Here is a 14812-nt window from a genome sequence, read left to right as displayed (position 1 = left end):
CTCCGTAGGTGTAGGTGTAGGAGGCGGGGGTGGCTCGGAGGGTGACGGTTTGGTTGTTGATGGTGCGGGTGAATTCTTGGGGGTTGGGGGTGGTGTAGAAGTTGGTGTTGTAGTTTTTGAGGGTGTGGGGTGCTCGTTCTTGGTGGGGTGTGGCTGGGGTGATGGGGAAGGTTTCGAAGTCTTCGGTGGTGAGGGTGATGGTGGTGGGGCGGAGGGTTGTTTGGCCGTTTTCTTCGGTGGTTTCGAGGCCTGCTGCTTGGAGTTCTTCTGGGGTGAGGGGGACGCATCCGAGGCTGCGGCCGTGGGTGGTGTTGTAGGGGGTTTCTCGGCCGTCTGCCCAGTCGTTGGGGACGAGGCTGAGGGTTCCGACGGTGTTTTCGGTGGTGAGGCAGTAGGCTCCTTCTTGTGGGCCTTTTCCTTGTTGGAGGGGTGCGCGTCCGGGGGCGGCGGGTTCGTCGAAGTGGATGAGCTTGACAGCTTCATCAAGATCATCCTGTGTTCCTACAGTGGGTTGCGATACAGTATCCTGCTCAGTAATTGTTGTAGATTTAAGATACTTCTCTTTAATATTTACTTTGAACTGATCGCCCGTAGACTCACCGTTTGATTCTGCCAGCGCAGAAGGAGATGCTAAACAAATAGATAATAACGCTACAACAGATATTAATAACTTTTTCACTAGTTACCTACCTTTTTAGCGCCGATGATTTTCCAAGCGCCATCTGTGTATTTGAGCTGGAGCTCAGTACCTGTCAGCGCAGATTGCGAATTGTCGCTATAGGTAGCTTCACCATTGTACCAAAGCACAGAATCTTGTACATTTATATTGCTTCCAATGGAATAGTTTCCGTCACCCAGGCTAGTGAGTGAGTTCTTATCGTAGATAATTTCTACTTGGCCGCCAACAATCCATCCATCTGAATTGTAGATTTCTTTTAAAGCCTCATAAAAATCTTGCTCCTGTTCAAAGGACTCATCGATCAGTGCTTGTACACCTGTTACATCACCGGTCTGGTTAGCGTAGTTTCGCATATCGTTCCAGTAGTTGATGAACTTTTCCATTGCTTCTGGTGTTTCTAGGTTCATGCCTTCTGGGCGTGTGGGGCGGGGGACGTTTTGGGCTGGGCCGTGCTCGTCGGCGGGGCGGTATTCTCCGGCTGGTGCTTTGGAGCCTCCGGAGTAGTTGGTCTCGCTGCTGGTGGTGGGGTCGGGTGTGGGGATGTGGCCGCTGGAGGCGGTGGTGCTGGTGTCGGGTGCGGGGATGTTGTTTGTGTCGGGGTTGGCGCAGCTGGTGAGGGTGAGTAGGGCGAGGGTGAGGGTGGCGAGTGCTGTGTGTTGGGTGTGTTTCATGGTGGGTTTCCTGGTGACGCCGTTGTGGTTAGGTGTTATGTGTTTTTATAGTGCTGGGTTTGTGCCTTGGCAAGGGGTGTGTGTTTTGTGACGGTGTGTTACGTGGGCTGGGGTGGGTTTTCCACAGGTGTGTTGGGTGTTTGTGGTCTGATGGGCCGACAAAACTGGCTGGCTCTTGCACGCCTTTGAAAAGAGCTGTACGAGACTACTTTGAGATCTGTTCGGCAAGGCCCGCCCGGCGGAAAGCCAAACTTGGCTGGTATGTAGTGCCGTGGATGGGTGTTACTGTACGAATCAGCTGAACAAAGCCGCATGAGTCCGGCACCGCAGAGTGACCCGGACGAGAGGGGCAGGTGACCGACCATTGAAACCTACGGAATAGGCGAAGCCGCTGGGCTTCGCCTAAGGTGAGCCCGAGGGCACCTCGAAAACCCCTTATGAATAGGCTCCATTGAATAAGCCTCATTACATAGCGCGCGGGAGGTGCATAGCAAGATAAAATTTTCCGTTGCATTTAGTGAGAGCACGCTCACCTAAAAAACTGGGTGAAAAACAGTGACAGATTATTTTGTGACCCCCTTAAGCGTGTAAGAATACTGTTAGTCAGCGAGCTAACCGACCCCCAACCGGGTAGCCTCATGCTACCCTCGGTATCTTGCTGATGCCCCCACACGCATCACCGAGAAAGAGCACCCCCATGCCCATTTCCACACCACCTTTATCTTTTGCTGCCCTCAAGCACACTGCCGGTAAGAACCTGGTTGTAGCGAGCGTCCTTGCCCTTGCTCTAGGAGCCAGCACAGCCCCGGCAACAGTTGCCGAGGAGCCAGCACAAGATATCACGCAGCAGGTAGAACCTGCCCACAGCGACGAACTGGTCAAAAAAGATACCGACCGAATTATCGTGACTTTTGCCCAAGAAACAAGCGCGGAAGATCGCCAAGCCATCGTTGACCGGGCCCTGACCGACACCACAGCGGTGGAAGCCGCCGAGGTTGTCAAGGATTCTGTGGGTGAAGACCCCGCTACCGGTGTTATCCAAACTGACCAGACTCTCACCGAAGCTGAGCAGGCCGAAACTATCGAGGCGCTCACAGCCGCCCCTGAGGTAGTAGCCGCTGAGCCTGACCAGCTGGTACGAGCAGTACAGAACGTATACGGGGCTGCCACCAAAGAGCCCCTCTATGGAACACTCTGGAACTTTAGAAACGCCAACGTCGCAGAAGCCTGGTACCGGGCCGACGGGAGCGGAACCACCATTGCCGTAGTTGACACCGGCATCACCTACCACCCAGACCTGGCCTCTAAGCTGGTAGCAGGCTATGACTTCATCTCAGATAACTCCTACGCTCGTGACGGTGGCGGCCGAGACTCAGACCCCACCGATGTGGGGACCTTCTCAGGTAGCACACCCTCGAACTGGCACGGCACCCATGTGGCAGGTATCGCAGCTGCCGCAGCCCAGGGTAGCGGCCTGCCCGGCGTAGCGCCGGGCGCCAGAGTGCAGCCGGTACGCGTGCTCGGTATCAACGGCTGGGGCTATGCCTCAGATATAGCGGATGGAATCGCCTGGGCCTCGGGTGGAACCGTGCCCGGTGCCCCGCGCAACGCCACCCCAGCCACCGTCGTCAATGCGTCGCTGGCCTGGCCCTCTAGCACCTGCCCCGCAGCTCTGGACGCAGCTATTCGAGGGGCCCACTCACGCGGTGTGCCTGTGGTTGTGGCCTCTGGCAACGCCGGCGCTAACGCTAATTATTGGACACCGTCCAACTGCTACTACGCCATAGTCGTGGGAGCAACCGGGGGCGACAACAGCCTTACCGGCTACTCCAACTGGGGGTCCACTCTCGATGTTCTAGCCCCCGGCGGAACCGCCTGGCAGCAGGTGCGCTCTACCTCCAATGCAGGGCGGACCACCGCCACAACAGCCAGCTTTGGTGACCTCTACGGCACCTCGCAGGCAGCCCCGATGGTTTCGGGCACCATCGCCCTCATGAAGCAGGTCAACCCTGGGCTGACGGTCGAGCAGATTCGCAACACCCTCGTCTCAACAGGCACCGCCGCCTCGGGCTACAGGCTAGTTAACACCGGCAAGGCTGTAGCAGCGGTGGCACCTGCCACCCCAACCTACCGTCTCACTGGCGGTATCGGCGCCTACTACTACAGCAACGGTGGTCAGGGTATATTTGGTAGGCCTACCCAGAACGAGTATGCATCAGGCGGCGGTGTCATCCAGAATTTCAGCAACAGCTACACCCTCTACTGGACCGCCAATTACGGTACCCAGCCAATGCGCTGGGGAACCGGTATCGGCACGTTCTACGCCAATCAGCGCTGGGAGCTAGGCTACCTGGGTTACCCCAGCACCGCTGAATATGCCTATTACGGCGGGGCAGCCCAGAACTTCTGGAACCCGCGCACCGGCGTGCGTTACGCGGTTCTATGGTCCCCTGCCACCGGCACCCACTCCGTGGTTGCTCGCGGTGCTATCGCTAACAAATGGTACGGGATGGGTGGCCCCACCGGTGTGGGGTTCCCGGCCTCCTCAGAAATCGCGGTGACGGACGGGGGCGTGGCCCAGTACTTCAGGCGCAGTTCATCTGAGACCGTCTACCACTGGCACCCCCGCTACGGCACCACTGCGGTCAATGCTAGGGGATCCTTCTTCAATTACTGGAAGAATAACGGGTACACAGCCCGGTTGGGCTACCCCCTTCACGATGAGCGCTGGGAAGGTGATGGAAGGGTTCATCTTCGTTTCTCGTCCGGTGCTCACCTCACCTGGAGCGGCTCTGAGGGCCTACGTAGGGTCGGCTAGAGCCCGAGCGAGCTGGGGGTCGCGCACTGTACCTCCCGGGTGAATACTCACCGGTAGCGTGTTGCTGCCGGTGAGCTCTTTTTCTGGATCATTCATGGCGTGCACGAGCTGGGCTACGGCCCGTTGGGCAATGGCATCGATGGGCTGGACGACGGTGGTCAGCTCCGGCAGGAGAGAGCGGGTGTACTCTGTTCCGTCAAACCCCACGACCTGGAGGTCACCGGGCACGGCTCGCCCCGCGCGGTTTGCGTAGTTGAGAACCATGGCCGCGTACACATCGTTGGAGGCGAAGATTCCGTCCACCTGCGGGTTGGCATCGAGGTAGTTGATGATGGTTTCTTGTTTGGTGTGGTGGGCGGTGGTGAACCCGAGCGCGAGGACGCTATGGGGCACCTCTGCCTGGGAGGCTGCACGCAGATAGCCCTGCTGGCGCCGGTTGACCTCTGAGCGGGTGGAGGTGATGTGCAACAGGTTGCGGGCACCCCCGTCGATGAGGAGCTGAGTGGCCTGGTGGGCTCCGGCCTCGTTGTCGCAGGAGATGTTAGGGCCCCTGCCTGTATCTGACCGGTCGATAGTGACGAGGGGTGCACCCAGGTGGGGGAAGTTCGCGACAACCTGGGAGTGGGCTCCGGTGATGACACCGTCCACCTGGTTGGCTATGAGCATGTCGAGGTAGCGTTGCTCGGATTCTGGGTGGTCGTTGGAATTGCAGAGAATGGTTTTGTACCCGATGTCTGCTAGGTGGGATTCGATGCGGTAGGCCATTTCGCCGTAGAAGGGGTTGGCGACCGAGGGGAAAACTAGGCCAATGAGCTGGCTTTTTTGACCCTGGAGGGAACGGGCAATTGCGTTGGGCCGGTAGTCGAGCTGTTGCATGGCGTCGAAGACTTTGACGCGGGTGGCTTCGGAGAGGTAGCCCCGGTTGTTGAGTACACGGGAGACGGTGGTGGGGGAGACGCCTGCGAGCGCAGCGACATCGCCGAGTTTTGGTTTGGGCACGTGAGGCTCCCGCTGTTCTGTGTGGCCGTAGATTGCTCTCAATTATAGAGGTGTTAGACAGGTTCCTTGAATCGTGGGCCTCATTATGACAAACGATTGTCACCGGGCACTTGAGGCCCTGCGCGGTGGTGGTTCGGTTTGCGCGGAAGAGAGCTTTTAGGAGAGGGGGAGGTAGGGAACGGGGGCACCGGCTGGTGCCCCACCTGAGGGTACGAGGGCCAACGCTTGAGCGATTGCAAAAGAGGTCAGCATATGCGACCGGGTTTTGGGGAGGGGGGTGAGGTAGGGTCCCTGTGGCCGGTGATCAAGCTGGGTAGGTAGGAGCTGCAAATTGGCTTTGCGGTGGCCGGGCACGGTGCCTGTGAGGACGCCGGTGGGCAGCTCGGGCAGCTTGCGGCAGGTGGCACCGTATGCCCAGGCCGGCAGGTAGGAGTAGAGGGCGGTGTAGGCGGCAAGGGGGTTGCCGGGCAGACCTAGAATTATAGGGGAGGCGGGGTTGACTGCTCGGGGCAACCGGGCGGCTAGGGCCGGGTGGCCAGGGCGAACAGCCACCGATTCAAAGAGGTAATCGGCGTTGAGCTCAGCGAGTACGCGGCGCACCCAGTCTGCTGTGGAGGTGGATGAGCCGCCGGTGATGAGGAGCAGACTGGCGTCAGTTCCTGTCAGCCAGTCGGTGAGGGCCTGGGCGGTATCGGGCAGCCGATTGGAGGCGATGACCTGACACCCAAAGTCTGCTAGGAGAGCGGGGAAAGCGTGCGAGTAGGCATCGCGTACCTGGCCCGGGCCGGGGAGGCCGCCGGTGATGATTTCGTTGCCGGTCATGGCTATCGCCACAGTGGGGCGGCGGTGCACAGTGACCTCATCGAATCCCATGGTAGCCAGGGCACCAGCCAGTCGGGCGGTTACCCGGGCTCCCGCTGCGATGACTTCGGCACCGCGGGGCACCTCTTCACCTGCTCTGCGGATATCGGCACCGGCGGCCGGGCGACCCGTCTGCTCCGGGAAGAAAGCCGGGTTGGGGTGCAGGATCCGAGAGGCGGGCCCCTGGCCCTGGTTCGTGAGGGCGTGCTCCTGGCGGAGTACAGCATCGGCACCGGGTGGTAGTAGGCCACCTGTCAGAATGGGGGCGGCTTGGCCGGGCTCAAGCGGGAGCACACGGCTGTGCACGTTTTCTTCAGGGGTAGCTGGTGGAATTTCTAGCAGGTGCCAGGGCGGGGCGCCGGCGACCGCGTAACCGTCCATCGCTGAGGCGTCATAGTGGGGTACCGGTTGCGGGGTGCGTAGGGGCTCTGCCAGAACCCGGCCTAGCGCTTGGCTCAAGGGTAGTTTCTGGTGCGGGGTGAGATTTTCTCTACCTGCCCGATAGAGAATCTCTCGGGCTTGCTGCCAGCTCACATGCTGCACGGGTTACTCCTGATTCTGGGCTGGGTTGGCCCCCGGTGGGGCAGTGAAGCCTGCTGAGGCGGCATCGTCCCAGGTGTCAACATCGGCAGCTATCTGCCTCTCAAGGGGCACATCGGTGGGCGCCAGCAGCTTGAGAAACCGGTGCACTGACGCGTTGGCTGTGTCTCCCGTGAAAGCCTTTATCAGGGAGGGGAGACGGTAGATGCCCAACAGATGCTGGGGCAGGCCCCCGGCGATAGCCCGAAAGCCCGCAGTGCTCTGAGGTGCGGACGCCGCTGCGGCCAGTAGATGCGGCACCGCGGTGCGGGCGTGGGGCAGGTCGCAGGAAAGTAGCAGAACCCAGTGGTCAATCTGCCCGCCTTGCTGGTACTTGGCGAGAGCCGTGAGCCCCGCTGAAATGCCGGCAGCCGGGCCCGAGAAAGGGGGCTCTTCGCGGGTGAGAATCACATCCGCTGGGAGGGGGAGGGTGGCGGGCCCCACCACCACTCGGGTGACCGCCCCTTCGCAGGCAGCCAGTACGGTGCTCAGGAGAGTGGACCCCTCACGGGTGAGCAGGGCTTTGGGTACCCCGCCCAGGCGGGAGGAACGTCCGCCTGCTAGCACTAGCGCTGAAAACGTTAAGCCTTTCATGGCCTAGCCCCCTGCGAAGGGCGGCAGTACGTCTAGGCGGGCTACACCGGCTAGCAGGTGGGGGTCGGTGAGGGCCTGCCCTCTGGCCGCCACTCCGTCCACGAGAAAGCTGCAACGCGGCAAAATATCGGCCAAGCTCTGCCCCGAGGCAGTCACCCCACTCACCTGACCGACCAGGTAGGCCTGCACAGCGGCCAGGCTCTGCCCGCCTAGCTGTTCCAGGTCAACCTCGATTGAGGGCACACCGGCGGCAGCCCGCGCGGCCGCAAAAAAGTTGATCTGCACTGTTACTCCTTAGTCGTTCGGGTGGCTTAGCCTCCGATGGCGCTCATGGAACGCTCAGGTTGCGTGAAATCAGGGGTATCAAAACCGGTCTTATTTTTACCGTGAGCTTTAGGTTTGGCCCACATGGCCCTGCGCCATATACGAGCTAGCTCCGCGTCACTCGCTCCGCCGCGCAGGGCTCCCATGAGGTCGGTTTCGGTCAGTGAGAAAAGGCAGGAACGCACCCGCCCGTCCGCAGTAATGCGGGTGCGGGTGCAGGCTGAGCAGAAAGGTTCGGTCACCGAGGCAATGATGCCCACCTGCCCCAGGGGCTCGGCTGTGCTGGCTTTGCCGAGCGGGTAGACGTCCCAGAGCGCTGCAGGGGAGGCCCCACGCGGATGCCCGTGGGGGAGTAAGTCGTAGTGGGCGGCGAGACGCTGGCGAATCTGCTCGGCGGTGATGGTGCCTTCTCGCGTCCAGTTGTGATCAGCGTCCAGAGGCATCTGCTCGATAAAGCGCAGCTGGTAGCCGCCCTCCAGCGCCCAGGCCAGGAGCTCGTGCCCCTGCTCATCGTTGATACCGGGCATGAGTACGGCGTTGATTTTAAGCGGGGTCAGCCCGGCAGCTGCGGCGGCTTTGACTCCCGCAAGTACGCTGGCTAGTTTGTCGCGGCGGGTAAGCTCTGCAAAGGTCTGCGGGCAGACGGTATCGAGGGAAACATTGACGCGGTTGAGACCTGCGGCTGCAAGACTTTCTGCCTTGTTCTCCAGACCGATTCCGTTGGTGGTCAGGGCGATAGGAAGGCGAGGGTGGTGAGTGCGAACACCGGCGATGATATCGACCAGGTCGGCACGCACCAGAGGTTCCCCACCGGTAAAACGGACCTCTTCGATGCCCAGGTCTCGCACACCGATATCAACGAGGCGCAGAATTTCATCGCGGGTTAGAAGCTGCCGGGCAGGGAGCCAGGCCAGCCCCTCAGCGGGCATGCAGTAGATGCAGCGCAGGTTGCACTTATCTATGAGAGAGATACGCAAGTCGGTCGCGGTACGTCCCCAGCGGTCGGCAAGGGGGCCTGATGAGGGCACGCCCGGGTGTGCAGCTGCACTGGCACCGCCGGTCACAACTGGGATAGAAGAACCCAGGGGCACCGGGGGATTGGGGGCTGAAGACTGGGGCATACCCGCACTTTCACAAATCTTAATCGGTATTTCAGATGTAATATTTAGCCTAACTAAACCGGGTGAAGAACACCACCTGGCTCTACACTAATCTATAGATAAAGACCCCACCACTGCCATTGTTACCCCGTCATTGGAGACCCCATGCGCCGCCTGAGCATCCTTCTCGTCCCCCTTCTGCTGGGCCTTACCGCCTGCGGGGGAGTAGCAACCTCCCCACAGGGGCAGGACGCTGAGGTTCAGCTCTTTGCTGCGGCCTCCTTGGGGGCTGTGGGCGATGAGCTCATAGCGGCCTATCGTCAAGAAAACCCGCAGGTCTCTATCACTGCCACCTACGCAGGGTCATCCCAGCTGGTTACGCAGATGGTCGAAGGCGCTACCCCAGACCTGCTCATTACAGCCGATAGCACCACCATGAACCAGGCTCTTGAAAAGGTTGAAGAGCTTGCCGCTGCAACCCCTGAGATTATTGCCACCAACGCCCTGGTGCTGGCAACTTCTCCAGGTAACCCTGCCGCCATTGATAGCGTTGATGACCTGGCCGCACCCGGCGTCCTGACCGCTATCTGCGCCGAACAGGTGCCCTGCGGACGCCTGGCCCACCAGGAACTTACCCGCCAGGGTGTAGAGCTAGCCACCTCCACCGAAGAAGCTAACGTCTCGGCAGTTGCCACCAAGGTAGCCACCGGCCAGGTGGATGCCGGCTTCATCTACTCCACCGACGCCACCGCTATCTCAGCCACCGACGATATCACCGTCATCACCCTGCCCCAGGTCGAACGTAACGCCTACCCCCTAGCCCTCACCAGCAGCGGTCAAGGTAAGGAAAGTGCCCAAAACTTTGCGAACTGGCTGGCCACCTCTGAGGCGGCAGCTCAGATTCTGGCCGACTACGGCTTCGAACCTGCCTAAACTAGAACTATGAGCACACTCGGCTCCGTATCCACCCCACCGCCACGAGGGCGGGCCAGCTCCTTCACAGCAGTCCCCGTTCATGCTGTGCTCCCCACCCTGATCACCCTAGCCCTTATCGCCGGGCCCCTGCTGGCCCTGCTGGTGCGCACCCCCTGGGGGAGCTTGCCCCAGCTGCTGGCAGAACCAGCTGCCCTGGCTGCCGTCCGGCTCTCGGTGCTCACCGCTCTAGCTGCTACCGCTGTATCAGCCCTGCTGGGCACTCCTACAGCCCTGGTGCTGGCAACGGTTCTCGAGCAGTCTCGCGCTCGCCGCCTGAGCTGGGCACTCTACGGGTTGATCTACACCCCCATCATCTTCTCCCCGGTGGTCTCTGGTCTGGCCCTGCTCTTTTTCTGGGGCAGGCGAGGGCTGCTCGGCTCCTGGCTTGAAACGGCAGGCCTCTCGGTGGCCTACACCCCGCTGGCTGTGGTTCTGGCCCAAACCTTTGTGGCCCTGCCCTTCTTTGTGGCCACCCTGGTCACCACACTGCGAGCGCTGCCTCCTGAATACGCCGAGATTGCCCGGCTTGAGGGGGCGAGCCCTACCGAGGTTACTACCCGTGTGCTCTTACCCCTGGCTGCTCCCGGTCTGTTGACGGCAGCCGTCCTGACCTTTGCCCGTGCCCTGGGGGAGTACGGTGCCACCGTCACCTTTGCCGGGAATATCGAGGGTGTGACCCGCACTCTTCCGCTGGCTATTGACCTGGCCTTAAGCTCTAACCGTATGGATGCTGCCCTGGGGGCGGCACTCATGCTGATCGCCCTCTACCTGGGCCTGCTGGCCGCCGGAGCCTTTGCCCTCTGGCTGGGCCGACTGAAAGGAAACCGCCAAGCATGACACAAGCCCAAGAGACTTTCGACCGGATGCTCCCCACGGGGAAGAGCATCGCGCCGGTCGCCTATGCTGCCTGTGTACGTGAACTGGTAGCTGCGACCGTCACCCCCACCAGTCAGCGATTACCCCTCCAGCAGGCCGCCGGCTGCCAGCTCGCAGAACCCCTCTACGCCTTGGCTCCACAGCCCTCCTTCGCCAACTCCCAGATGGACGGCTATGCCCTGACCAGTAGTGCGGCACAGGGGGAAGCTCGTATCTTTCGGGTGGGGCCCGATATTCCCGCCGGGGCGCCCGTAAGCGGGCTGCCGGTGGCTGATGATGTGGTCTACCCCGTTATGACCGGTGCGCCCGTGCCTGCTGGGTACACCACCGTGGTGCCGGTGGAACGCAGTCGCCCGCTGGTGGGGCAGCCGGACGCCGCCGGGTTTGTGGGCGAGGGCGGGCAGGTTGAGCTACCGCAGGCTTCTCCCGGTACCTTTGTGCGCAGCGTGGGGGAGGACGTTGCCGCCGGTCAGCTCCTGGCCGACACCGGTAGCCGTCTGACTTCGGCCCTGCTTGGTGCCCTGGCTGCCCAGGGAATCGGGGAAGTGGAGGTCTACCGCCCTCTGCACCTGCTCATCATTACCGGGGGCGACGAGGTCGCTCCGGCCAGTGCCGCCCCGGCCCCGGGGCAGATATTTGATGCCAACGGGCCGGTGCTCACTGCCCTTGCCGAGCAGGACGGTTGCACCACCGACCACCTGCCCATCGGCGACTTCGTGGAAAACTTTATTGCTGCCCTGACCGGTGCGCTTGCAGAGCGGACGCCCGATGTGATCGTCACCAGTGGCGGTATCAGTCACGGCAAGTATGAGGTGGTTCGTTTGGGTCTGACGGCCCTGGCTACTAACCCTGCTGCCCCGAACGCTGCTGCTGGCGGCACGGTTCGGGTGCTTGCGCACTGGTTTGGTCACGCCACCCAGCAGCCCGGCGGCCCCCAGGGCCTGGCCCTGCTGGGTCTTCCTGACGGCAGGGTACTGCCGGTGGTCTGCCTGCCGGGTAATCCGGTTAGTACCCTCATCAGCTACCACTTGCTGCTGCGGCCAGCCCTGGCTCATCTGGTGGGTGAAGAACGGGAGGACGCCCGTGGCCAGCTAGTGCTCGAAGCTCCCGTTACTGCCCCGGAAGGTAAAACCCAGTACCGGCGGGCTCAGCTGACCCGGCAGGTCCAGCCGGACGGGAGCGTCCTGACCCTGCTGGCCCCGAGCGCTGCCACCGGTTCCCACCTGCTGCTGCACGCGGCGCAGGCTGATGCTCTGGTTGAGCTTGAGCCCGGTCAAACCTATCGCGGCGGTGAGCTGGTGCGGTATATTCCCCTGTAGCTGTACCAAAAGTTACCCCGCCTGCAAATCACGTATAGTAAATACTGATTAATTTTGTGTTGAGAGGCTAGCCAAGGATCATGACCGCCCCCACCCCCAACGGAAACCTCACCCACGTGCGCGCCGACGGCAGTGCCCACATGGTCGATGTCACCGAGAAAAACGAAACCACCCGCACCGCCGTGGCTGAGGGCTATATCGTTACCCGGGCAGACGTCATTGAAAAAATCTTTGACGCCGACCTGCCCAAGGGCGATGCCCTGCCCGTGGCCCGCGTCGCCGGTATTATGGCAGCCAAGAAAACCCCCGAGATTATCCCCCTCTGCCACCCCCTGCCCCTGGGCAAAATCACCATCGACTTTGAGCGGCACCCCGACCGTATCCGCATCGAGGCCCTGGTCAAAACTCGCGGCGTCACAGGTGTAGAAATGGAAGCCCTCACCGCTGTCTCCGGGACGGCGCTGACGGTCTACGACATGATCAAGGCCGTTGATAAGCAGGCCGTACTGACCGGGATCAGGGTGCTGGAAAAAACCGGCGGTAAATCCGGGGATTGGAAGGTAGAGCAGTGAGCAGCAGCTACACCCTGCCCAAGAACCGTACCGGCCTAGTCATCGTAGCCTCTACCCGGGCCGCCCGCGGCATCTATGAAGATAAATCCGGCCCCCTAGCGGTCACCTGGCTGCGCAACCAGGGCTTTGAAACCCCCGACGCAGTCGTGGTGGCGGACGCCGACGTGCCCGCCTACTTCGACCGGCTGGTGGCCTCAGGGCAGCTACCCACCTTCATCCTGACCAGCGGCGGAACCGGCCTCAACTCAGACGATACAACCGTTGAGGCTGTGCGCCCCCACCTGACCAAAGAAGTTCCCGGCATCATGCACGCCTTCTGGAATCAGGGTCTCAAAAACACCCCCGCCGCTGTGCTCTCCCGTGGAATCGCTGGCGTCATCGGCACCAGCTTCATCATGACCCTGCCCGGCTCCACCGGGGGGGTCAAGGACGGTTGTGCCGTGCTCGAACCCCTCGTTACCCATATCTGCCGCCAGCTAGAGGACTACCATGACCACTAACCGCCCAGGCCCCACAGGAGCTAACCCCTACGCTGGGCGTCCGCTTGAACCGGTGGACTCCACAGTCGTTCATGCCTCTATTACCGAAGACCCCCTCGAACCGCTCCTAGCAGGAGCTAAAGAATCGACCATGACCCGCGCCATGGGTGCCCTGGTCGTCTTCGACGGTATCGTGCGCGACCACGACCACGGGGAGCCTGTAGCGGCCCTGGCCTACACCGCCCACCCCCAGGCAATCGACTATCTGGAGCGCGTCCTGCGCTCGGTGGCAGAAGAAATCCCCGGTGTGCGCCTGTGGGCAGCCCACCGCGTTGGTCCCATTCCCATCGGCGAATCCGCCCTCACCGTATTGGCAGCGGCAGCCCACCGTGGCACAGCCTTCACTGCCTGCTCCCTGGCAGCTGACCGCATCAAGGCAGAAGTACCCATCTGGAAAGAACAAGAACTCACCGACGGCAGCGTGCAGTGGGTGGGAATCGACACGCCTACCGGCTAGGAGCATAGAAGATGCAGATACTGCTGGGGCGGGTCTCGCGTTCCGAGCCCGCTGGCTCGGGACTGGCGTTAATTGGGGCGAGCGCCCCAGCGCGAGCCCCAAGAGGGTCTGCGGGCGAGAATGCGAGACCTGCCCAGCGGGAAGAACCCGCTTCACTCTAGAGAAAGACCTACCATGACCTCTGAACTAACGTCGCTGGCCTACCAGCTCTACGGGCGGCAGATGATTTTGCCGGAGATGGGGCAGGCTGGTCAGGAAAAGCTGAGTGCGGCAACGGTTGCGGTGATCGGGGCAGGCGGCCTGGGTTCCCCGGCCCTGCTCTACCTGGCCGGGGCGGGTGTCGGTCGTATTCTCATCATCGACGATGATGCGGTAGAAACCTCTAACCTGCACCGTCAGGTCATCCACTCCTATGCCCGGGTGGGGTCATCTAAGGCTGACTCAGCCGCCCAAACCCTGCGCGAACTCAATCCCCTGATTAGGGTCGAAGCTGTCAAGGAGCGTCTGACCGACGCTAATGCGGCAGGGCTGTTGGCCGGTGTGGACGTGCTGGTTGATGGTTCCGATAATTTCCCCACCCGCTACACTGCCTCCCGCGCTGCTGCTGCCCAGGGCATTCCCCATGTGTGGGGTGCCATTCTCGGGTTCGACGCCCAGATGAGCGTCTTCTGGGCGGGTCACGGGCCGGTCTACGAGGACCTGTACCCGCTCGAACCAGCCCCCGGTTCGGTACCCAACTGCGCTACCGCAGGTGTCATCGGTGCCCTGGCTGGGGTCGTAGGAACCGCAATGGCCCTGGAAGTTATCAAGCTGCTGACCGGTATTGGGCAGCCGCTGATGGGCGAGGTGGGCTACTACACCGGCCTGACCGGCCGCTGGGAGTACATCCCCCTGCTTGCCTCTACCTCCCGCGCCGCTTCTGGTTCGGGTATTGGCCCAAGTGCCCGCACGGCAGTTTCTGGTACGGACGCCGGTGGGCAGGTGACGGAGCAGGGGCAGACCCCTGCGCCCCTGCGTCCGCCCGCTACCGACTGGGAACCCGCTACCGCCGAACCTGACCAGTACGGTATGGAAGTTACCTGGGCTGATATTGCCAGCTCACCCTACTTTGAGGGGGTTCCCCTCATTGATGTGCGAGAGCCTCATGAGCACGCAGCGCTAGCTGTTCCGGGTAGCTTCAACCTACCCCTGTCGCTGATTGAGGCCGCACCCACCGATCCGGCTCTAGGGGCGGCCATAGACGCGATCCTGCCCAGCCACCAGGGGCGCTATGCCCTCTACTGTGCGGCGGGGGTGCGCTCGCTCAAGGCACTGAAGTTGCTCACCGATGCTGGTTTCAGTGATCTCTACAGCGTGGAAGGTGGCATTGACTCCTGGCTGACAAGCCAGGGGTAGGGCTTCTGAGCGGGTGGTTTAAAGCCCTACCACCGCTGAATATGTGCATGCCTG

The 14812-nt window shown here is 61.6% G+C and carries 14 protein-coding genes and 1 pseudogene; 8 read left to right on the top strand and 7 right to left on the bottom strand.

The features are described 5' to 3' along the window. Both L6966_RS08180 and L6966_RS08175 read right to left on the bottom strand, forming a co-directional pair. Window positions 1–679: pseudogene (locus L6966_RS08180) on the bottom strand (hypothetical protein); the annotation flags it as partial. Then, window positions 679–1350: a DUF6318 family protein gene (locus tag L6966_RS08175; RefSeq protein ID WP_237233185.1), complete on the bottom strand. Its 672-nt coding sequence runs from the start codon at window positions 1348–1350 to the stop codon at window positions 679–681. The gene L6966_RS08175 and the pseudogene L6966_RS08180, both read right to left, overlap by 1 nt. Before the next feature lie 697 nt (window positions 1351–2047). On the opposite strand from L6966_RS08175, the gene L6966_RS08170 reads away from it, so the two are divergent. Next, window positions 2048–4168, top strand: a complete 2121-nt coding sequence (locus L6966_RS08170; RefSeq protein WP_237233184.1) for a S8 family serine peptidase — start codon at window positions 2048–2050, stop codon at window positions 4166–4168. On the opposite strand, the gene L6966_RS08165 is transcribed toward L6966_RS08170, so the two are convergent. The 5 genes from L6966_RS08165 to moaA all read right to left on the bottom strand — a co-directional run bounded on the left by L6966_RS08165 (window position 4151) and on the right by moaA (window position 8646). After that, window positions 4151–5167: a LacI family DNA-binding transcriptional regulator gene (locus L6966_RS08165; protein ID WP_237233183.1), complete on the bottom strand. Its 1017-nt coding sequence runs from the start codon at window positions 5165–5167 to the stop codon at window positions 4151–4153. The genes L6966_RS08170 and L6966_RS08165 overlap by 18 nt on opposite strands. Window positions 5168–5323: 156 nt before the next feature. Continuing rightward, window positions 5324–6562, bottom strand: coding sequence for a molybdopterin molybdotransferase MoeA (locus L6966_RS08160; protein ID WP_237225334.1), 1239 nt, complete (start codon window positions 6560–6562; stop codon window positions 5324–5326). Window positions 6563–6574: 12 nt separating this feature from the next. After that, window positions 6575–7201, bottom strand: coding sequence for a molybdenum cofactor guanylyltransferase (gene mobA, locus L6966_RS08155; RefSeq protein ID WP_237233182.1), 627 nt, complete (start codon window positions 7199–7201; stop codon window positions 6575–6577). A 3-nt stretch (window positions 7202–7204) separates the two neighbouring features. Next, complete coding sequence (locus L6966_RS08150; protein WP_083090885.1) at window positions 7205–7486, bottom strand: ubiquitin family protein; 282 nt, start codon at window positions 7484–7486, stop codon at window positions 7205–7207. Window positions 7487–7512: 26 nt separating this feature from the next. Further along, on the bottom strand, window positions 7513–8646 hold the full coding sequence (gene moaA / locus L6966_RS08145) for a GTP 3',8-cyclase MoaA (protein WP_237225229.1): 1134 nt from the start codon (window positions 8644–8646) through the stop codon (window positions 7513–7515). A gap of 144 nt (window positions 8647–8790) precedes the next feature. Between moaA and modA the strand changes: the two genes are divergently transcribed. From modA to L6966_RS08110, 7 genes are all read left to right on the top strand, one after another. Beyond that, window positions 8791–9558: a molybdate ABC transporter substrate-binding protein gene (gene modA / locus L6966_RS08140; protein ID WP_083090883.1), complete on the top strand. Its 768-nt coding sequence runs from the start codon at window positions 8791–8793 to the stop codon at window positions 9556–9558. A 9-nt stretch (window positions 9559–9567) separates the two neighbouring features. Continuing rightward, complete coding sequence (locus tag L6966_RS08135; RefSeq protein ID WP_237225230.1) at window positions 9568–10437, top strand: ABC transporter permease; 870 nt, start codon at window positions 9568–9570, stop codon at window positions 10435–10437. Beyond that, window positions 10434–11795: a molybdopterin molybdotransferase MoeA gene (locus tag L6966_RS08130; RefSeq protein WP_083090881.1), complete on the top strand. Its 1362-nt coding sequence runs from the start codon at window positions 10434–10436 to the stop codon at window positions 11793–11795. Before L6966_RS08135 ends, L6966_RS08130 begins: the two co-directional genes overlap by 4 nt. Before the next feature lie 80 nt (window positions 11796–11875). Then, window positions 11876–12367 (top strand): cyclic pyranopterin monophosphate synthase MoaC, encoded by a 492-nt coding sequence (moaC, locus tag L6966_RS08125; protein WP_083090880.1) that lies wholly within the window; start codon window positions 11876–11878, stop codon window positions 12365–12367. Next, window positions 12364–12867 (top strand): MogA/MoaB family molybdenum cofactor biosynthesis protein, encoded by a 504-nt coding sequence (locus L6966_RS08120; protein WP_237225231.1) that lies wholly within the window; start codon window positions 12364–12366, stop codon window positions 12865–12867. Before moaC ends, L6966_RS08120 begins: the two co-directional genes overlap by 4 nt. After that, window positions 12857–13363 carry a molybdenum cofactor biosynthesis protein MoaE gene (locus L6966_RS08115; RefSeq protein WP_083090878.1) on the top strand — a complete coding sequence of 169 codons (507 nt, stop codon included), beginning with the start codon at window positions 12857–12859 and terminating at the stop codon, window positions 13361–13363. The genes L6966_RS08120 and L6966_RS08115 overlap by 11 nt, the downstream gene beginning before the upstream one ends. Before the next feature lie 174 nt (window positions 13364–13537). Beyond that, a complete protein-coding gene (locus tag L6966_RS08110; protein ID WP_237225232.1) occupies window positions 13538–14758 on the top strand; it encodes a ThiF family adenylyltransferase in 1221 nt (406 codons plus the stop codon). Window positions 14759–14812: the final 54 nt, after the last annotated feature.

Origin of the sequence: Rothia nasisuis (assembly GCF_928381405.1) — a bacterium.
Taxonomy (GTDB): domain Bacteria; phylum Actinomycetota; class Actinomycetes; order Actinomycetales; family Micrococcaceae; genus Rothia; species Rothia nasisuis.
Note: the sequence above shows the minus strand (reverse complement) of the source record. Positions and strands in the feature narration are given on the sequence as shown.